Here is a 19,415-nt window from a genome sequence, read left to right as displayed (position 1 = left end):
GCCCCGAATCAGTGGCTGGAAACAGCAAGCTTCGACATGACCTCATGCAGGCCTTGCTGCCAATCGGGCAAGCTGAAGTCGAAGCTCTCCTGAAAACCGCGGTTATCCAGAAGTGACCAAGCCGGCCGAGCGGCTGGGGTGGGGAACTCGGCACTGGAAATTGACGTGACCTTGGGCCGGCGAGCCAGTATTCCCAAGCTCATGGCAGTGTCGAAGATCGCTTCAGCAAAGCCATGCCACGTGGTTTCGCCGCTGGAAACCAGATGATAGGTGCCACCTTTAATGTGTCCGTCATCATCCGATAGCCACCGGTCAAGTGCCGCGAGGCTGCCTTTGACGATGAGTGTTGTATCGGTAGGCGCTCCGTGCTGATCGGCAACGACGCGCAATTCATCGCGCTCGCTGCCCAAACGAAGCATGGTGCGCAAAAAGTTTTGCCCGTGCGCGGCATAGACCCACGCGGTGCGCAGGATAATGTGGTCCGCGCCACTGTCGCGCAGTAGCTGTTCCCCGCGCTGTTTGCTGCGTCCATAAGCGCCGAGCGGCGCTGTATGCGCATCCACGGCGTACGGTTGAGATTGCAGCCCGTCGAAAACGTAATCGGTGGAATAGTGAATGACCTTCGCCGAATGAGCGACGGCCCACTGCCCGATTTCGCCGACCGCTTGACCATTCACGCGATCAGCCAATTCTTCTTCCTGCTCGGCGCGATCGACCGCGGTGTACGCGGCGGCGTTCACGATGATCTCCGGCTGCACTCGATCAAGCAAGGCAGCGAGTGCTTCTGGCGCAGAAAGATCGCCGATCTCGGCTCGGCCACCATCTACCAGCGTGCCGTCACGGCTGGCGACGACCAATTCGCCGCGAGCGGCAAGGTTGCTTTCGCCGATAAAGCTACGGCCCAATTGTCCGTTGCCGCCAAGCAGCAGGATCCTCACTGTTGAAACACCGGCAGTCGATCGTCTGCAATATCTTTCAGCAGCGGCGTCTTGCCATCCTTATCGGATAACAGGGGCTCACTTACAGGCCAGTCGATGCCGATATCTGCATCGTTCCAGCGAACGCCGGCATCCGCCGCCGGGTCATATAGCGCGGTACACTGGTAGGTAAACGTGGCAAATTCCGACAGCACGCAGAAGCCGTGTGCAAAACCTTCCGGTATCCAGAAGTGGCGGTGATTGTCGGCCGTGAGCATTACGCCGACCCACTGTCCGAAATTCGGCGAGCCACGCCGGATATCGACGGCGACATCGTATACCTCACCTTCGAGAACGCTGACCAGTTTGCCCTGTGGCTTCGGCCACTGATAGTGGAGACCGCGCAATACGCCCTTGGCTGAGCGCGAGACATTGGTCTGGACGAAGTCTCCTAGGACGCCGGCGTCTCGATAACGGGCTTGATGATAGCTCTCATAGAAAAAACCGCGGCTGTCGCCAAACACCTGTGGCTCCAGAATCAGCGCCCCGGGCAACGTGGTTTCGATCACTTTCATCGGGCGTACTCTTGACGGGTCAGTTGCTGCAGATACTGGCCATAGCCAGTCTTGATCAGCGGGGCGGCCAGTTTCAGCAACTGCTCCGCGTCGATCCAGCCGTTGTTGTAGGCAATTTCTTCGGGACAGCACACTTTGAGCCCCTGTCGATTTTCGATGGTCTGAATGTAGTTGCCTGCTTCCATCAAGGAGTCATGGGTGCCCGTATCCAGCCACGCGAAGCCGCGGCCCAATTGCTCCAGATGCAGCGATCCGTCGTCCAAGTAGCAGCGATTGAGATCGGTGATTTCGAACTCACCACGGTGCGATGGCTTGAGATCGGCAGCGTAATCGCATACGCGACCGTCGTAAAAATAGAGGCCAGTGACGGCATAGTGCGATTTTGGCTGGCCCGGCTTTTCTTCCAGGCCGATGACCTTGCCCGTGGCGTCGAATTCCGCCACTCCGTAACGCTCGGGGTCTTTCACCCAATAACCAAAAACGGTGGCGCCACGGTCGCGCGAAGCCGCGCGATGAAGTTGTTCACTCAAGCCGACGCCATAAAAAATATTGTCGCCAAGCACCAGGCAACTGGATTTGCCGTTGACGAAATCGCGACCTATAGTAAAAGCTTGTGCCAGCCCATCGGGTGACGGCTGTACGGCGTAGTGAATATCGATACCCCATTGCGAGCCATCGCCTAGCAAGCGTTGAAACATCGCTTGCTCATGCGGCGTATTGATCATCAATATCTGACGAATGCCCGCCAGCATCAGGGTCGCCAGCGGGTAATAAATCATCGGCTTGTCGTACACCGGCAGCAGTTGCTTACTGACGGCGCGCGTAATGGGATAAAGCCGAGTGCCGGAACCGCCCGCTAGAATGATGCCTTTCTCGGTCTGATTGACGGTATTGGTCTTCACGAGCCAAGGCGCTCCATGCGGTAGCTGCCATCGAGTACGCGCTGGGTCCAGTTTTGGTGCGATAGATACCAATCGACAGTTTCGCGAATTCCTGTTTCAAACGTCTGCGACGGCCTCCAGCCGAGTTCGTTTTGTAGCTTGCTCGAGTCGATCGCGTAACGGCGATCGTGCCCAGGACGATCTTTCACGTAGGTGATCAGCGATTCGCGCGTGCGCCCATCAGTCAGCGGCTGGAGTTCGTCCAGCAGCCCACAGATAACTTTCACCACGACGATGTTTTCACGCTCTGCGTTGCCGCCGACGTTATAGGTTTCTCCCACACGTCCAGAGCCCAGTACGCGACGAATCGCGCTGCAGTGATCGCCGACATATAGCCAGTCGCGGATATTCAGGCCATCGCCGTACACCGGAAGCGCCTCCCCGGCCAGCGCCTTTTGAATGATCAGCGGGATGAGCTTTTCAGGGAACTGGTAAGGGCCGTAATTGTTCGAACAGTTGGTCGTCAGCGTGGGCAGGCCATAGGTGTGATGAAACGCACGTACCAGATGATCGGAGGCGGCTTTCGACGCGGAGTAGGGCGAATTGGGAGCGTAGGCGGTCTGCTCGGTGAAACTGCCCTCGGCGCCCAGCGAGCCGTAGACCTCATCGGTCGATACGTGCAGGAAACGAAATGCGTCGCGTTTAGTCTCATCAAGGCCGCGCCAATAGTCGCGCGCACTCTCCAACAGCGCGAGGGTGCCAACGACGTTGGTTTGCACGAATTCGGCAGGGCCGTCTATTGACCGATCGACGTGCGACTCGGCAGCAAAGTTGACCACAGCATCCGGCCGATGCTCTGCAAGGAGTCTGGCCACAAGCTCACGGTCGCCGATATCGCCCTGTACAAAGACGTGCTGGCGATTATGCTGCAACGAGGATAGGGTGTCGGGATTACCCGCATAGGTAAGTTTGTCAAGATTGACGACCGTCAGCCCGTCGCTGACAGCCTGCAGGACAAAATTTGCCCCGATGAACCCGGCTCCACCGGTGACCAGCAATGTTTTCATCTATATCTCCAAGGTCAACTTGGCCATTTTGACATAGGAGGGCGTGCCGCGCTGCGTGCTTCTTCTGGTCTTGCGGGGTTTGTTCACGCCGGATAATTTAAAAACGCAAAATTTCCGAACCTCGGCGTGTATCAGGTCAAGCCGTTTTCGTAATTATCATGACCGCTCCACTTGGAGCGATGCGTATATTGCTCAAGTTTCAGTTTTGCTGAGGTAGTTTGCCGTTGACACAACGCCAATCGATACGTTCCCCATTGCGTGCGCTGCTGATTCGGGCGGCATCGAGTGCTTTCATGGCTCCCGTGCGCCGGTTGCTGCCTTTTTCCTTCAAACACTCGATGCGCCAAGCGCTGGAGCGATCGGCCGTGGATGCGCTCCGATTTCGGCGTACAGGTGAGTGGTTGAAACGTTCAGCATTGGCGCAGGCCCCGACGCTCTCTGATTCGTTTAACAAATGGCGGTATGACAGTAGTGCGGGTATCAACCTATATGGCTATTTTTCCCGCTGGCTCGGCCTAGGAGAATGCGCGAGGCTTTATGCAAACGCCATGCTTGTGTCGGGATATCCGGTTGCCATCCACGATGTCGATATCGATATTCCGCATGAGCGCAACGACAATACGCTGGCTCCCCACCTTGGCGGGGCGGTCCGGTTCACGCATGACCTTATTTTTGTCAATCCCGATCACTGGAAAGATACCCAAATAAGCATCGGTCGAGATGCCACATCCCGACAGCATGTGATCGGATTTTGGTTCTGGGAGCTGGAGAATTTTCCTGAGGGATGGCTGCACGCGCTTGATGACGTTGACGAAGTGATGGTGTCTTCGGCCTTCGTCGAACAATCCATTCGCAGGGTTTGCAACAAGCCAGTGACGCGCGTGCCTTTGCCCGTCGTGCCGGGTGAGGATAGTGGCCTGCAGCGAAGCCACTTTGGTCTTGATGAAGACAGCTACATCTACTTTTGCGCCTTTGATTTCAATTCAACGATCGCGCGAAAAAATCCCCGGGCGGTGATTGAGGCTTTTTGCCTTGCTTTCCCCCGGGGCGATGAGAAAGTGACCTTGTTGATCAAATCCAGCAACGGGCATCGCCATGCGCCGCAGCTGATTCAGCTGCTGGCAGCGGCATCGGTGGACCGACGCATTATCATTCGCGATGACATGCTTGAGCGGGCTCATCTTCAGGCGTTGCACCGCTGTGTCGATGTTTACGTCTCATTGCATCGCAGCGAAGGTTTTGGTCTCGGCATCGCCGAAGCCATGTGCATGGGCAAGCCGGTGGTGGCAACGGCCTATTCGGGGAATATGGAGTTCATGACACCGGCAAACAGCTGTCTGGTGAATTATCGGATGATCCCGGTTGGGGCGAGCGACTATCCACATGCAAAGGGACAGCAGTGGGCCGATCCCGATCCAGGCCACGCGGCGCATCATTTCAGAAGCTTGCATTATGATCGCGCACTGGCCAAACGCCTTGGTGCGCAAGCTTCGATCGATATAGCGCGCGATTTTTCTATCGCCGCTTGCATGCGTGTCTTGTCGGAACGACTGCGATTCGTTGGAGCCTCTCGCGATGTGATCATATGAACGGTATTCAATGTCGGTCTACCGTAAGTCTGCTCATTCAAGCGCGTAATGTTGTTCTATCGCTGGTGGTGATAAACGGTGCGGCGCTACTGCCCTTACGGAAATACGAATCATGAGTGACGAGCATGGCGAGAGGATCGACACGGCTGAGTCAGGGGTGCCGCGTATGCTGGATTGGAAGGCGCTCGCCGATCAACGGCTCAACCGTCTGGTGAAAGTGGAAAACGATTGCTCGGTGATGCATGATCGCCTCGATCGGCTTCGCAGCGAGCACGATGCGTTGCTGCTGGTCAATCACGATTATCTGAAGCGCTTGCATGCGCTTCAGAAATCGGCTGAGCGATGCCATCAGGCCCTGATCGAACTCGATCGGAGATGCGCTTCCATGGAGGCTAGCCGTTCCTGGCGCATCACAGCGCCGCTGCGCAACTTCTCGATGCGAACGCGGCGCATAAAGCCTGTCATCTTGGATGCTGTGCGTTGGGTGATACGTCGCACGCGTCTGGGTCCTGCCTTTTCGCGCATTGCACCGGCTCTTCATGCGCGTGCTCGGTCCAGACTGTATCCGTAATCGACTTGCTCCCGATGGCTAAAATCACTGGCTCGTTCACCCTGTCGATCGTAGGAAAGACTTCGCCAATCGCTCCATGGACATCCGAAGGGTGCCGATGAAAATCGTGCTTGACCTCCAGGGCGCACAGTCAAACAGCCGGTATCGTGGCATCGGACGCTATACGTTGGCGATGGCGAAAGCCTTTGCTCAAGAGGCGACGCATCACGAGCTTTGGTTGCTGCTCAATGGGCGTGAAAATGAAACGTCGCTCAGCCTGATGGAGCAGTTCGAGGAATTTGTCCCGCGTCGGCGAGTGGTGATCAATGAGTTGCCAGTTGGCATAGCCGGTTTCCACGTCGGGAATGGGTCGAGTCAGAGGATCGCGGCGGCCGCACATGCCGCCGCCCTGGATGGCATGCAGGCGGACTGCATTTGGCACAGCAGCCTGTTTGAAGGCTGGGGCGATGATTCGACAGCGGCACTGGGCTCGGGCCATACGGATTGCAAGCATGTCGCCACGCTTTACGATCTGATCCCTTTTTTGCACTCCCATCGATATCTTCAGAATTCCCTATATCGGGAATGGTATTTGCGGCGTGTGGGTTTGCTGAAACGCTGCGATTTGCTATTGGCAATTTCGGAATCTTCCCGTCATGAGGCCGTCGAGCATCTGCATATTCAGGCAGATAGCATTGCCGTCGTACATGGGGCCGCAGATCCCGTTTTCTATCGTCGTCCAGCAGATGCAATGACCTGGGATCGATGGAAGCAGCAGTGGAACTTGCATCCGGGTTTTCTGCTCTACGCCGGCGGTTTCGACAGTCACAAAAATGTGGATACGTTGATAGCTGCGTTTGCCGATCTGCAGGCATCCGCTAGGTCAAGTCATCAGTTGGTGCTGGCCGGACGCTGCAGCGACGAAGACAAAAAAAGGCTGGCCCTGATAGGCCGTCAGAACGGTCTGTCAGGGACAAATCTCGTCTTCACTGGTGCGCTGGATGACAACGACCTGACCAGTCTGTATTCGAGCTGCGAGCTTTTCATATCGCCCTCGTTGCACGAAGGACTGGGGCTTCCGGTACTTGAGGCCATGGCCTGTGGAGCCGCAGTCATCTGTTCGGATGCCGCCAGTTTGCCGGAAGTGGTGGGGCGATCGGATGCATTGTTCGATCCGCGCAGCCAGAGCGCGATAGCGAGCAAGCTTCAACAGGCGCTCTCGGACAGCGGTTTTATCGATAGTCTGCGAACTCACTCCGAAGTACAGACGCTTCAGTTCACCTGGCCGGCCAGCGCGCGCAAGGCACTGGCGGCCATCGAGCGGTTTTCGAATCGCTCAAAAACAACCGAGTTTCGTACTAGACCACGGCCTAGGCTGATCTATGTCTCGCCACTGCCGCCTGCACGTTCGGGGATTGCCGACTACAGCGCTCGCCTTTTGCGTGAGCTGGCTAGCCACTATGTGATTGACGTGGTGATCGACTCGGCAGAGGTGGTCGATCCATGGATACAAGCCAACTTTCCGGTCCGCTCAGTGCGCTGGTTTAGCCAGCAGGTAGATCCCTGCGCAAGAGTTTTGTACCACTTCGGCAATTCGCCGTTTCATGCCCATATGTTCGGTCTGTTGGAGCAGCATCCGGGAGTCGTCGTATTGCATGACTCCTGGCTGGGGGCCGCCCGGAACTGGATGGCGAATCAGGCGGGAGACGCGGCCGCCTTTTTGCGGATGCTTTACGAAAGCCACGGTTATGCGGGACTTTCGCACGACTTGATGCACGGGCGCTCGTCGACACTGAATACCTACCCGATCAATCGCGATGTCATTGATGGGGCGCTGGGCGTGATCGTGCACTCGCGTTATGCCATACAGCAGGCAGCGCGCTTCTTTGGCCCAGCCGCCGCCGACAAATTCCGGATCGTCCCCTTCCCTCAGGGGCAAAGGTTATGTCAACAGCCAGCAGCGCGCCGGTTGCTGGGTATCGGGCAGGATGATTTCGTCGTATGCAGTTTCGGCATGCTGGCGCCCACGAAGTTGAATCATCGCCTATTGGAGGCATGGTTGCAGTCTTCGCTGGCCAGAGATGTTCGCTGTCATTTGGTTTTTGTCGGTGAAAACCATGGGGGTGACTATGGCGATGCGTTGACGGCAGCCATCCGGGTGGGCGGTAGCGGGCGTATCCGCATCACAGGCTTTGTCAGTGCCGATACCTATGCCGATTATCTGGCAGTTGCCGACCTTGCCGTGCAGTTGCGGACCGATTCGCGTGGGGAGACGTCTGCAGCCATCTTCGACGTGCTTGGCCACGGAGTTCCTGCCATCGTCAATGCAAATGGTTCTGCTGATGAGTTGCCTGACACCGTAGTCTTGAAGATCGGCGATCGCTTCAGCGACGCAGAGCTGGTGGCCGCTTTGCAGTCATTGCGCAAAGATGCATCGCGCCGGGCGGAATTGGCTGAGGAAGCTTCCCGCTGGATTGAGCGAGAGCATCATCCCTCCACCGTAGGTTTGCACTATCGCGATGTCATCGAACAGTTCACGCTCGATTCGCCTTCGGCTTCCCGGCAGCGTCTGATGGCGGAGGCGATGCGAACATCCGAGGCGTTCGCCGTTGGCAGTGTGGACTGGCACCGCATGCGTCGTAGCTTGGTTGCGAACCTGCCACGTGTGGAGTTGCCGAGTCTATACGTCGATGTCACGGCAACGGCGTCCAGCGTTCTGCATACCGGTATAGAGCGTGTCGTGCGTGGCGTACTGCTGTCGTTGCTTCAGATCGACCAGAAGCACTACCGGATCCAGCCGGTGCGTATGGAGGGCGGACGCTATCTTCTGGCCAATCGCTATGGCTTGAAGCTGCTCGATTGCCTCACGCTCGAATTACCGGAAGATGAGGTAGTACCGCGTGCCGGAGACCTGCTGCTGGGGCTGGACTGGGTGGCGGATATCCTGCCGACGCAGACGGCGTTGCTTGATGCTTGGCGAGTACGCGGCGTTCGGATGTTTTTTGTGGTTTATGACCTGCTGCCGGTGCGGATGCCGGCACGGTTTCCCGAAGGTATTGCCGAGATGCATGCCGGCTGGCTTCGGTGCATTGGCAGTTATGCCGAGGGATTGATTGGTATATCGAAGTCGGTGACCGAGGATCTGCGTCGATGGTTCGACGAACATCCGCCGAATCGTCGGCGCGACTTACGCCTGGGCTATTTCTACCCCGGCAATGACCCAGACTCTACGCGCCCAAGTTTGGGCGTGCCTGAAGATGCATCGCGGGTTCTGGCTCGGCTTCGTGCCGCTCCAACCTTTCTGATGGTTGGCACTGTCGAGCCCCGCAAAGGCCACGCGCTGGTGCTGGATGCCTTCGAAGAGTTATGGGAAGAGGGTTCTGCGGCTTGCCTGGTCGTCGTTGGACGACAGGGCTGGATGGCCGACGAGGTAGCGGCCAGAATGCGCTTGCACAGTCATGCTGGAAGCCAGCTGATCTGGCTGGAGCATGCCAGCGATGAATATCTCGCGCAACTATACGATGTCGCGCGCGCCCTTGTGGCGGCTTCGGAAGGCGAGGGTTTCGGGCTACCGCTGGTCGAGGCCGCGCAGAAAGGGTTGCCCGTGATTGCGCGGGATATTCCGGTTTTCCGCGAGGTTTCCTCCGCATTTGCCGAGTACTTCGATGCAGAACAGCTTTTTACTCTGGTGGATGCGCTTCGATCCGCGGCCGCCTCGGATCGTCCCGCCGAGCAGCCTCGCGCCGACGCGACGCTCAGCTGGAAAGAGACGACCGATCGGCTGCTTAACCTGCTTCTCGACCGCCATCATGAGCAATGGCAGGAACCTTGGAAGCTTGCTTGAGATACTGGCCCGTCTCCTGATTTGCGCGATATGTGGTTTATCCCTTCCTTGGACGCCTGCCTGTCATCCCCGTAACATGCGGGGATCGAAAAGGTGCAGGAGTGCTAGATGAAGTCGGCTTTAATCACGGGTATCACCGGACAAGACGGCGCCTATCTGGCGGAGTTTCTTCTGCATAAAGGCTATCGTGTGGTGGGCGCGTACCGTCGCACCAGTTCCACTAATTTCTGGCGCGTTGAAGAATTGGGGATTTCCGATCATCCGCAGCTGCAGCTGGTGGAATTCGATCTCAATGACATGGGCTCTGCCATTCGACTCTTGGACAAATACGCGATTCGAGAGGTGTATAACCTCGCGGCACAGAGCTTTGTCGGCGTGTCGTTCGATCAGCCGGTCACCACGGCGCAGATCACCGGTGTGGGAGCTCTGAACCTTCTTGAGGCGATACGCGTGGTTGATTCAACCATACGTTTCTATCAGGCCTCGACATCCGAGATGTTCGGCAAGGTCCACGCCATACCTCAAAATGAGGAGACGCCCTTCCACCCCAGAAGCCCCTATGGTGTCGCCAAGCTTTACGCGCACTGGATCACGGTCAATTATCGCGAGTCGTACGGGCTTTTCGGCGCCAGTGGGATTCTTTTCAATCATGAATCGCCGCTGCGTGGGCGTGAGTTCGTGACTCGGAAGATCACCGATTCGGTGGCCAAGATCCGGCTCGGCAAGCTTGGTGTCCTTGAGTTGGGCAATCTGGATGCCCGGCGCGACTGGGGTTACGCCAAAGAGTATGTCGACGGCATGTGGCGGATGCTGCAGGCGGCGGTGCCTGACACGTTTGTGCTGGCCACCCAGCGCACGGAAACGGTCCGCGATTTCGCCAGCATGGCGTTTGCGGCGGCCGATATCGAAATCGCCTGGCAAGGTCAGAACCTCGCGGAAATAGGAGTCGATACGAAAACAGGCAGAACGCTGGTGCAGATCAATCCCCGTTTCTACCGGCCCGCCGAGGTGGATCTGTTGATCGGCGATGCACGCAAGGTCAAGGATGAGTTGGGTTGGGCGTCACAGACCTCGCTGGAATTGCTTTGCCGGATGATGGTGGACGCCGACTTACGCAGGAACGCGCATGGTCTTTCCTTCTGAGCGACCTTCCGCACGAGTACTGGTGACGGGCCTCGAAGGGTTCACCGGGCGCTATGTTGGTGCCGAGCTCAGGCAGGCAGGGTATGAGGTCTTTGGTCTGTCCTCCAAAGTGGGAGCGGATACGGACGATCTGGTCGACTTACTTGACGCAAACGCCTTGGCGCAGATCGTGCAAAAGATCCGTCCGCAGGCCGTCATCCATCTGGCGGCTATCGCTTTTGTCGCCCACGGCGATACGGAGGCGATCTATCGCACCAATATTATGGGGACACGCAATCTGCTGTCTGCGCTGGTCAGTTTGCAGGAACATCCGTCGTGCGTGTTGCTGGCCAGCAGTGCGAATGTCTACGGCAATGCCCAAGGATGTGAAGGTCCGCTGGACGAGCTCACTCCGTTGGCTCCGCTCAATGACTACGCCGTCAGCAAGCTGGCCATGGAATATATGGCCAGGACCTGGGCCGAGCGTTTGCCGATACTGTTCAGCCGACCGTTCAATTACACCGGAGTAGGGCAGAGACCGCAGTTTCTTATTCCGAAAATCGTGGATCATTTCCGGCGCGGCGAACGCCATATCGAGCTCGGCAACCTGGATGTCTGGCGTGAGTTCACAGACGTACGTGCCGTGGCGTGGGCTTATCGACGTCTGCTTGAAACCCACAATGAAGTCGACACTTTCAATATTTGCACCGGAAGCACTTATTCGTTGCGCGAGGTGATCGCAATGATGGAAGAAATTGCCGGCTATTCGATCGATGTCAGCGTCAACCCAGCGTTTGTTCGCACAAACGAGGTACGGCGCCTGCAAGGTAGCAGTGTGCGCCTACAAGGCCGCATCGGAACGCTCCCCCCTTATTCGCTCAGGGAAACGTTGCTCTGGATGTATCAGGCTCCGCCGCACGGCTGATATCTACTTTTGCATCGAGCCAGCTGGTGCCGACGAAATTTTCCTGACGCGTATTGACGACGTGGAACATCCAGGCGTTGTCGCGCCACTCGTAGTTCGTGTCCAGGTGCGAGTCTTCGCGTGATAGCGAAAGTGATATCGAGTAACTGCCCTTTCCAAGGTTTGCCGGAAAGCGATAGCGATAGAGTACTTCCTCGCCCGGCAAAAGGTCGGTCAACGGTTGGTCAAGGCGATGCGTGTTGATACCGTACATGCACTGGCCCAGACGATCGGTGATCATGAAGCCAAGCACCAGTCGCGGTATGGGTGCTTTGATCGCAACCCTTACCTGAAGTTCCAGGGCATCGCCCACTTCGACGCTGTCGGCGGTTTCGTCGTTTTCATTCAACAGCCTGACTTCGGCAACGGTCGCCTCGCCACTGCCGGAAATGGTTTTCATGCGGCCATCCGCCAGTTTCTCCTGACGTACGAGCAACTGATCGCGTTCGGCCATCATGGCGTTGTAAAAGTCCAGTACGTCGACCGGCAGACCTTCCTTGATCAGCTGCCCTGCCTGCAGGAGTATTGCTCGATCGCAGATCGTCTGGATGGCATAGCGATCGTGCGAGACGATCATCAGTGTGGTGCCGGCGCGGCGAAACTCACGAATGCGTTCAAAGCTTTTGTGTTGGAAATACGAGTCGCCGACCGACAGCGCCTCGTCAACGATAAGTACATCTGGCCTGCGCGCGGTAGCGACGCTGAAAGCCAGGCGCATCTGCATGCCACTGGAGTAGGTACGCACGGGCTGATCGATGTACTCGCCGATCTCCGCAAAAGCCTCGATGGACGGCATCAATCGAAGGATTTCCTCGACGGAAAGGCCGAGCAACTGACCGCCCATCATGGCGTTCTGCCGGCCGGTAAAGTCCGGATGAAAGCCCATGCCCAGTTCAAGCAGCGCCGCGACGCTGCCGTTGACCGAAATTTTACCGGTCGTCGGCCGTGTGGTGCCCGTCAATAACTTCAGCAGGGTGCTTTTACCGGCACCATTGGCTCCGACAATACCCACGGCTTCGCCGGCACGCAGGTGGAAATTGATGTCCCGCAGCACCCAGTGCAGCCTGTGCTTCGGTTTGCCCGAGGGATTGATCCACTCGGCCAACCTCGACCATTGACTGGGATAACTCTTGTAGGCCTTGCCCAGGCCGCTGACGACAATATCGCCCATTACAGTTCATCCACCATTTCAGCCGAACGGTTGCGGAACAGGCTCAGCGCAAGTACGCACAGCACGGTTGCCAAAACAATGCTCGGCCACAACGTCGACCACTGTGGCCACGTACCATTGACGAAAATACCCTGATACGCCTGTGCAAACGGTGTCAGCGGATTCAACCGAATCCATGGCCTGACCACGGCCGGCAGCGTGGCGGTGGAGTAAACGATCGGCGTAAACCAGAACCAGAACTGCAACAAGATGTTGACGAACTGTCCGACATCCCGAAAAAACACGTTGAGAACCCCGACCGCTATACCCAGGCCGGCGGCGAACATGGTGTGGAATAACAATAACGGGATCATGCTCAGCACAACCCAACTGGGGAAATGGCCGGTAATCAGCAGAAATGCGAGAAACACCGCAAAGGTAATCGCAAAATTGACCAGCGCACTGCTGACAACGATGGTTGGCAGGCAAATACGCGGAAAGCTGAGCTTCTTGATCATGTTGCCGTTGTCCAGAAAAACGGTCTGGCACCGTTGCACGATTTCCGCAAACAAACCCCAGGTCAGGAGCCCAGCGCACAAATAGATGCTGTAGGCGAAAGGGTCATTGACGCCCGGTAGTCGCGCCTGCATCAGCTGGGAAAAGACCACCGTATAGACGGTGATCATCGCCAGCGGCTGCAACACCGTCCACGCTGCGCCCATCAGAGAGTTGCGGTAGCGCGCCTGGAATTCGCGCTTGACGCTGCCCAAGACAAATCCGCGATAACGCCAAAGGGCACGACCCAGCTTCAGGGACATTCGAACACCTCGTGTAACAGGTTCATTTCATTTTTTACCGGGCGATCCGTTGATGCAATCCGTCCAGTGCATGATGGTGCGGACTACGCATCGTACAGGTTGGATGGGGTCACGCCATGTCCGCAGAAGGTTTTGCGATGCGATTGGCCACACGTCTTCCAACTCGCCGTAGCGGCCGTTCAACCATCCGGAAGTTGAACTCTGCCAGCAATGCGATGAGCGCGCCCGCCGCAATAGCGAAGACCGCCGTCGGTATCAGACCACCTTGCGGTGGCGTTCCGATGAGGCGAAACCAGCATTCGCGGATGAAAAAGAATGCGGGCACATGAATAAGATAAATCGCATAAGAGCGTTGGCCGGTCCAGATCATGATGCGTTTGATCGGGCCATCGAGCCCACTGAGAAAATCGTGGTTGTAGGCGGCCAGCCAGACAAGGATGGCGGCCAGCACCGCGATCAGTGAGACGCGGTGCCCTATCGTCAACGATTCGCGCGCGGAAACCGCGGCAATCGCCACGACAAGCAAAAGAGTGATCGCACGCTGCAGCCAGCGTCGGCCATGCAGCCAGCGTGGTTCCAGGCGGTCAAATATCGGAAGTCGACTGGTCAGCGCCAGCAGTACTCCCCAAGCCAGGGCATCGGTGCGAAGGGACATCGTCAACAAGGTGCGTGGAAGGATCGCCTGCACAATAATAAGAAGCACCAACAACCAGGCTACATGGCGTCGCAGCAGCAGTGCGACCAGCGGCAGCGCCAGGTAAAACTGTTCCTCGAGAGACAGGCTCCAGTAAGCGAAGCTGGCGCCGTAAGGATAGTTGGCGAAGGCATCGGCGAAACGAAAGTTGGCCACCTGAAAGATGCCTGCCAGTGCAGCCATGGCGTTGGTGTGCACGCTGCCAAAGGCGCCAAGCCGGTTGAACTGCCATGCGCCGATCAGGATCAGAGCCAGCCAAAGCCACGCCGAGGGCAACAACCGAAACGCACGGGCTATCCAGAATGCGCCGACTTGTCGACTCGCCGCTCCAAGCTCGCTCTGGCACACCTGCAGCTTAGGCAGCAGACTTCGTGCGATGACGAAGCCCGAGATGGCAAAAAAAATGTCGACGCCAGACCACATGTCGAGATGGCCGAGCAGATTGCCGAGCCACGCTGGGTTCCAGTTGAACAGGTTGCCCTGCGCATGGTGCACGACCACGCCCAGTACCGCGACAGCGCGGAGCCATTCGATATCGTCGATGCGACGTTGATGACTCTCGATGGTAGGCGTCACCGTAGTGGTCACAGTGGCGACAGACTCCCTGCCTGCTGTAGATCGCTGGCAATGACTGCCTGCAGAAATCCAGCGAGACGGGGACCCACCACGGCATGCGAACAATAGGCCCGCAGCGATTCCCTGGCGGCCGCGGCCATCGCCCGATAGGTATCCGGTTCCTGTTTGGCAACGTAGTAGCTCGAGCGATAGGCATGGATCAGGGAATCGACTCGAACATGCTCGCGCAAGGTTCGAAATGCCTGGCGCATATCGTGCGGCCACGTTCCCGGTTCCAGGAAACTGTCGACCACAAAGGCGCAGGATTCGTCGATGTAGTCGAGCATGGCCGTATGCCGGGGGGAGATGGCCGGCTTGCCGCTGGACATGTATTCCATCAACGGCAGGCATTGACCTTCGCCGTGCGAGGTGTTTACCGCATACGTAGTGGCATCGACCATGCACTCATAGTCTTCCTGGCGAAGATAGCCATGAACAATCACGACTCTGCAGGCGAAGTTGTCGCCCTTGTGCATGCATTCGAGCATTTTCGGCACGACTTCGCGGATGTCGTGGTGACTCAGCTTCAAAAGAAGGGTCGCGTCCGCGGTGCGGGCGAAGGCGACGCAGAAGGCGCTGATCATATCGACCCAGTTTTTTCGGCCGTCTCCGGGGTTGAATACCGAAGTATAGACAATGCCATCGAGTTCGAGCTCCGAGGCGCCTTCGCATCGTTCGCGGGGTAACGGAAGAGGCTCTGGAGCGCAGGCCAGTTCATTGGCCTTTGAATAATTGCTGAGATCGATGAGCCGGCTGTCGATGACCATGCCGTCGACGCGCAGGCGCGAGGAGCGTGCGCCTGGGGGCGAGGCAGGGCGGTTTCCCGCAGCGAGTCGGTCCCACAATGGCGCAGGTGCTGCGATGATGGGAAACGCTCCATCCACCGCGCGTTTCACCGCTTCAACGGTAAACGTCGAATGGGTGATGGCGGCGCCAACCTGTTTGAGCACACGCCGCCAGTCGTTGCGCGTCTTGCCGCTGAAATCTTCATCCGGGATGTTGGGGTATTCCCAGGCAAAGACAGGAATGGTCGGGCAAGCCAGGCCCAGTGGTGTCTTGTTCGGGGGTAGGAACGACAGGAACACGCACGGAACGCCACGCTTCAGGCAGTTTCGGTAGATGACGTCCACATCACGCTCGGGGTTGTGGATATCGATCACGATGCCGAGCTGTTCGAGCATCGGGCGAAATTCGCGCAGCACGAAATAGTAGCTGTACTCCGGTTGCCCAAGATTGGAGGCGACATTGCCGCCGTGAAATGCCGTGTGCACAAGGATGATCATGACGCCAATGCCGTCCAATCCATCCTGTCCTCTTCGATGCTGAAGTCATGCAGGCGCGCTGCAAGGAACTGATGAAGTTGCTTGGAGATTGCATCGGTGGCGCAGTAAGCCTGCATGGCGGCCATGGCGCTTTCAGACATGGTGGTATACGCCGCTACGTCACTCTTGGCGACGAGGTAACTTTGCCGATAAGCAAGCATCAGCGAGTGCCAGTTGATCTGATGGCGGGAGGTTTTATAGACCTGATGATCGCCGTGGGGCCATACCGTGGGAAGGTTCGGGGTACTGTCGACCACGAAGGTAAAGTCGGGGCTGATGTAGTCAGCCATCGAGGTGTGGTCCGGTGCGATGGCCGGCACGCCGCAGCAGAGAAACTCCAGCAGCGGCATGCACAATCCCTCGCACAGCGACGCGTTGACGTAGTAGGTGCTGGCACCGATCAGCTGGTGGTAGTCAGCCTCGTCGAGGTAGCCATGCAGCGCAACGATCCGGCATTTCATGGGCGACAGTTTGGACATCAGCATCAGCATCTGATGATGATGCTTCACTCGATCCGGTCCGCCCAGCTTGAGTACCAAAGTCGCGTCCTCGACATCGCGGAAGGCCCAGCCGAAGGCGGTAATGATGTCTTCCCAGTTCTTGCGGCCATCCGACGGCGTGAGCACGGCCGTATACACCACCCCCGAGAGGCGGGTACTGACATCGTACAGTGGCGGAATATCCCAGCCGGCGCCAACTGGAGGGTTGCCTATCCGTGAGCTTGCGTCCACCACTTCAGAGTTCTTCGGTCGGCCACTCCGTGTCGCGAGCCAGCCGTCTTGCGCAGCCGCCGGCACCGCAGTCAGGATCGCATCCACCAATGGGTTCACGGGTGTGCCGTCATCAGGATGATCGGTCATCAATCCTTCGGCGGATAGCCCGAGCAGTCTACTGTCGACCAGCTGCGTGTTGAGACACACGTCGACAGCCTCACGATCGGGTGCCAGCACGCCACGGCGACGCATGAGCCCGAATTTCTCCCACAGGGGCGTGGGCACCGCTTCGATCGGGTACGCATCCCCCAGGCTGTCCCTTACCGCCCGCTTCGTGTGCGTGGAGAGTGTGATTGCTGCGCGGCAATTCAGTAATACCATTGGCCAGTCGTGCCGAGGATCGTCCCGCCAGCTCTCCTCATCGGTGGTAACGGGCAGGTTGGGATATTCCCAGGCGAATACGGGAATCGTCGGGCACTGCACACCCTGCAGGGTCTTGTTTGGCGGAGCGAACGACAAGAGCATGCAGTCTTCGCGACGAGCTCTGGATTCAACCCACGCAGCGTTAGCTTCCCCAGACGAGTGAATGCGCCGCACCTCGGCAAATTTTGTCAAAGCCTCATGAAACGACTCGAGCACGAAGTAATAGCTGTACTCCGGCGTGCCAAGGCGCCGGCCAATATCGCCGACCTCGACATCGCAGTAAGTGAGAATCCGCATCGATAAAGGTCTCTCTCGTGGCCATCGGCGCGGGCCGTCTGCCAGTATAGTGGCTTGAGCCAGGACCGATTACAGATTGCCATAGCATGCCGCGGCATTTCTGGCGCATGTGTTTTATAACAAGGGGCAATGGCGTGATGGGCGAGCGATGAATTTTCCGAAAACGGGATATGACTGGACGCTCTGGCTGACTCTGCTGATGGGGCTGATGGCCTTCTGGATTTGGGGTGGCGCCTATACGATCGCGCCAGGCCACGTAGGTTGGGTCATGTCGGGCCTCGATACGCCGACTCATTACCAAGGATGGCAATTCTTTCGCCATTCGACCTGGTGGCAGTGGCCGATTGGCAACAATCCAGCCAATGGCAGTGATGCGCCTGGAACAATTGTCTTGTCCGACAGCATTCCGCTGGTCGCCATTCCATTCAAGCTTTTATCGCCGCTGCTACCCAAGGATTTTCAGTACTTCGGCTTGTGGGCGCTTTCATGTTTCTTCCTGCAGGGATGGTTTGCCCGAAAGTTGTTGGGTAGGCTCACCAATGACCCCGTAGTGAAACTCTTGGGTACGGCTTTTTTTCTTAGCGCCACCATCTTTCTGATGCGCGTCTATTTGCATCCAGCACTCTCCGCGCAGTGGGTGTTGCTTGCTGCCTTCTATCTATTTTTTGACACTCGGTTCCGCGCACTTCCCTGGTCCATTCTTCTATGTGTAACCGTTTTGGTGCACGCCTATCTCTTTGCGATGCTTTTGGTGCTGTGGTTCGCCGATCTGATTCAGCGCCTATGGCGCGGTGAATACACGCTCACCAAGGTATGCGTGCACTGTCTTATCACCGCTTTCGCGGTGTTAGCGCTGATGTGGGCGGCCGGTTACCTGGTTCACAGTTCCACGATAACCGCAGGCATCCGCTCGCATCTGGACTTGTTTTTTCCGCTGTGGACAGGTATTCGGGTGTGGGGTGAATGGTCGAGGTTCCTCCCCGCATCGGATATGGATTTGCTTGCCTATGATGGATTTGGCTACTTCGGGCTTGGGTTTATTCTCATATTGCTTGTCGCTATCGCCAGCTGCGTGGCGCACGCCGCCGGCAAAATTCATCGGCAAGGCAGCGAAGTACAGCCACCATCGAGTTGGATAGCGGCTTCTGTCGCTTGCGGCGCTCTATTTGTTTATGCGTTGGGCAACAAGATTTATTTTTCTCAGCGGCTTCTTTTTTCTTATCCGCTGGTACCTTGGCTTGATCATTTCTACGACGTATTCCGTGCTTCCGCGCGCATGATGTGGCCGACGTGGTATCTCCTGCTATTTGCGGTCCTATATATTTTGCTGCGAAGTATGCCCTTGCGTTACGTGCGCTATTTGTTGGCGTTTTGCTTGATAGTCCAATTCGCCGATCTGTCGAAACCAGTGATGGATATGCGCAACAAGCTCGCGGCTAATCACACGTGGCATTCGGTGATGACATCCCCGCTCTGGGTTGACCTTGCCGTGCGCTACAAACATGTCGGTTACCTGCAACCTGCCACCATTCCTGTCGAGTGGGTGACGTTCGTGCCCAGTTATCACAGTGTGGCTGACTTTGCGGCAATCAATGGCATGACGATAAACATCGCCTATCTTGCACGTCAAGACCAGGAGCAGATGGCCAAAGCCCGGGCCGCGCGCATTGCTTTGCTCAAGCGCGGGCTGGCCGAGCCGGAAACGTTTTACGTAGTCGAAGACGAGCCGCTGTGGAAACAGTTGATTTGTGTTCCCGGATCGACATTATGGTATGGAACGATCGACGGTCTGCACATTGTGGTGCCGGATAGTCTGCCTGACCTCTCCTTAGAGTCTCGAGCCGCGTGCGGTGTCTAGCAATGCCGTCAACCGC

General features: G+C 57.3%; 15 protein-coding genes. 6 read left to right on the top strand and 9 right to left on the bottom strand.

Going from position 1 to position 19,415, the window contains the following annotated elements; genetic code table 11:
- Nucleotides 1-8: 8 nt before the first annotated feature.
- The 4 genes from rfbD to rfbB are packed head-to-tail and all read right to left on the bottom strand — an operon-like array spanning nt 9 to nt 3,440.
- The gene (gene rfbD / locus HDE78_RS15660) at nt 9-938 is read right to left on the bottom strand and encodes a dTDP-4-dehydrorhamnose reductase (protein ID WP_179481166.1); all 930 of its coding nucleotides are present in this window, start codon (nt 936-938) and stop codon (nt 9-11) included.
- On the bottom strand, nt 935-1,492 hold the full coding sequence (gene rfbC, locus HDE78_RS15655) for a dTDP-4-dehydrorhamnose 3,5-epimerase (protein ID WP_179481164.1): 558 nt from the start codon (nt 1,490-1,492) through the stop codon (nt 935-937). Before rfbC ends, rfbD begins: the two co-directional genes overlap by 4 nt.
- A complete protein-coding gene (gene rfbA / locus HDE78_RS15650) occupies nt 1,489-2,394 on the bottom strand; it encodes a glucose-1-phosphate thymidylyltransferase RfbA (protein WP_179481162.1) in 906 nt (301 codons plus the stop codon). Before rfbA ends, rfbC begins: the two co-directional genes overlap by 4 nt.
- On the bottom strand, nt 2,391-3,440 hold the full coding sequence (rfbB, locus tag HDE78_RS15645) for a dTDP-glucose 4,6-dehydratase (RefSeq protein ID WP_179481161.1): 1,050 nt from the start codon (nt 3,438-3,440) through the stop codon (nt 2,391-2,393). The genes rfbA and rfbB overlap by 4 nt, the downstream gene beginning before the upstream one ends.
- Before the next feature lie 293 nt (nt 3,441-3,733).
- Here rfbB and HDE78_RS15640 point away from each other — a divergent pair, with 293 nt between their 5' ends.
- The 5 genes from HDE78_RS15640 (at nt 3,734) to HDE78_RS15620 (ending at nt 11,470) form a co-directional block, all read left to right on the top strand.
- Entirely contained in the window at nt 3,734-5,029 is a 1,296-nt protein-coding gene (locus tag HDE78_RS15640; RefSeq protein WP_179481159.1) for a glycosyltransferase family 4 protein, read from the top strand.
- Between the two features lie 112 nt (nt 5,030-5,141).
- On the top strand, nt 5,142-5,600 hold the full coding sequence (locus HDE78_RS15635; protein ID WP_179481157.1) for a hypothetical protein: 459 nt from the start codon (nt 5,142-5,144) through the stop codon (nt 5,598-5,600).
- Nucleotides 5,601-5,697: 97 nt separating this feature from the next.
- Complete coding sequence (locus tag HDE78_RS15630; RefSeq protein WP_179481156.1) at nt 5,698-9,423, top strand: glycosyltransferase; 3,726 nt, start codon at nt 5,698-5,700, stop codon at nt 9,421-9,423.
- Nucleotides 9,424-9,531: 108 nt separating this feature from the next.
- Nucleotides 9,532-10,566 carry a GDP-mannose 4,6-dehydratase gene (gmd, locus tag HDE78_RS15625; protein WP_179481154.1) on the top strand — a complete coding sequence of 345 codons (1,035 nt, stop codon included), beginning with the start codon at nt 9,532-9,534 and terminating at the stop codon, nt 10,564-10,566.
- Nucleotides 10,550-11,470 carry a GDP-mannose 4,6-dehydratase gene (locus tag HDE78_RS15620; protein WP_179481152.1) on the top strand — a complete coding sequence of 307 codons (921 nt, stop codon included), beginning with the start codon at nt 10,550-10,552 and terminating at the stop codon, nt 11,468-11,470. The genes gmd and HDE78_RS15620 overlap by 17 nt, the downstream gene beginning before the upstream one ends.
- Here HDE78_RS15620 and HDE78_RS15615 read toward each other — a convergent pair.
- From HDE78_RS15615 to HDE78_RS15600, 5 genes are all read right to left on the bottom strand, one after another.
- Nucleotides 11,424-12,680: an ABC transporter ATP-binding protein gene (locus HDE78_RS15615; RefSeq protein WP_179481150.1), complete on the bottom strand. Its 1,257-nt coding sequence runs from the start codon at nt 12,678-12,680 to the stop codon at nt 11,424-11,426. The two genes, HDE78_RS15620 and HDE78_RS15615, sit on opposite strands and share 47 nt — an antisense overlap.
- Nucleotides 12,680-13,477: an ABC transporter permease gene (locus tag HDE78_RS15610; protein ID WP_179481148.1), complete on the bottom strand. Its 798-nt coding sequence runs from the start codon at nt 13,475-13,477 to the stop codon at nt 12,680-12,682. The genes HDE78_RS15615 and HDE78_RS15610 overlap by 1 nt, the downstream gene beginning before the upstream one ends.
- Before the next feature lie 109 nt (nt 13,478-13,586).
- Nucleotides 13,587-14,852: an acyltransferase gene (locus tag HDE78_RS15605; RefSeq protein ID WP_218862428.1), complete on the bottom strand. Its 1,266-nt coding sequence runs from the start codon at nt 14,850-14,852 to the stop codon at nt 13,587-13,589.
- Nucleotides 14,756-16,069 carry a glycosyltransferase gene (locus HDE78_RS20860; RefSeq protein WP_218862426.1) on the bottom strand — a complete coding sequence of 438 codons (1,314 nt, stop codon included), beginning with the start codon at nt 16,067-16,069 and terminating at the stop codon, nt 14,756-14,758. Before HDE78_RS20860 ends, HDE78_RS15605 begins: the two co-directional genes overlap by 97 nt.
- A complete protein-coding gene (locus HDE78_RS15600) occupies nt 16,066-17,541 on the bottom strand; it encodes a glycosyltransferase (RefSeq protein ID WP_179481144.1) in 1,476 nt (491 codons plus the stop codon). The genes HDE78_RS20860 and HDE78_RS15600 overlap by 4 nt, the downstream gene beginning before the upstream one ends.
- Nucleotides 17,542-17,689: 148 nt before the next feature.
- Between HDE78_RS15600 and HDE78_RS15595 the strand changes: the two genes are divergently transcribed.
- Nucleotides 17,690-19,399: a DUF6311 domain-containing protein gene (locus HDE78_RS15595; protein ID WP_179481142.1), complete on the top strand. Its 1,710-nt coding sequence runs from the start codon at nt 17,690-17,692 to the stop codon at nt 19,397-19,399.
- The last annotated feature ends 16 nt before the right edge of the window (nt 19,400-19,415 follow it).

The organism is Rhodanobacter sp. K2T2 (assembly GCF_013408815.1).
Lineage (GTDB): Bacteria > Pseudomonadota > Gammaproteobacteria > Xanthomonadales > Rhodanobacteraceae > Rhodanobacter.
This window is presented reverse-complemented; position numbering and strand designations above follow the sequence as displayed.

Bases quoted from the DNA above. Each gene is read 5' to 3' on its own strand.
- HDE78_RS15620 (WP_179481152.1), top strand. From the start codon at position 10,550: ATGGTCTTTCCTTCTGAGCGACCTTCCGCACGAGTACTGGTGACGGGC.
- HDE78_RS15600 (WP_179481144.1), bottom strand. From the start codon at position 17,541: ATGCGGATTCTCACTTACTGCGATGTCGAGGTCGGCGATATTGGCCGG.
- HDE78_RS15640 (WP_179481159.1), top strand. From the start codon at position 3,734: ATGGCTCCCGTGCGCCGGTTGCTGCCTTTTTCCTTCAAACACTCGATG.
- HDE78_RS15630 (WP_179481156.1), top strand. From the start codon at position 5,698: ATGAAAATCGTGCTTGACCTCCAGGGCGCACAGTCAAACAGCCGGTAT.
- rfbC (WP_179481164.1), bottom strand. From the start codon at position 1,492: ATGAAAGTGATCGAAACCACGTTGCCCGGGGCGCTGATTCTGGAGCCA.
- HDE78_RS20860 (WP_218862426.1), bottom strand. From the start codon at position 16,069: ATGATCATCCTTGTGCACACGGCATTTCACGGCGGCAATGTCGCCTCC.
- gmd (WP_179481154.1), top strand. From the start codon at position 9,532: ATGAAGTCGGCTTTAATCACGGGTATCACCGGACAAGACGGCGCCTAT.
- HDE78_RS15635 (WP_179481157.1), top strand. From the start codon at position 5,142: ATGAGTGACGAGCATGGCGAGAGGATCGACACGGCTGAGTCAGGGGTG.
- rfbB (WP_179481161.1), bottom strand. From the start codon at position 3,440: ATGAAAACATTGCTGGTCACCGGTGGAGCCGGGTTCATCGGGGCAAAT.
- HDE78_RS15610 (WP_179481148.1), bottom strand. From the start codon at position 13,477: ATGTCCCTGAAGCTGGGTCGTGCCCTTTGGCGTTATCGCGGATTTGTC.
- HDE78_RS15615 (WP_179481150.1), bottom strand. From the start codon at position 12,680: ATGGGCGATATTGTCGTCAGCGGCCTGGGCAAGGCCTACAAGAGTTAT.
- HDE78_RS15595 (WP_179481142.1), top strand. From the start codon at position 17,690: ATGAATTTTCCGAAAACGGGATATGACTGGACGCTCTGGCTGACTCTG.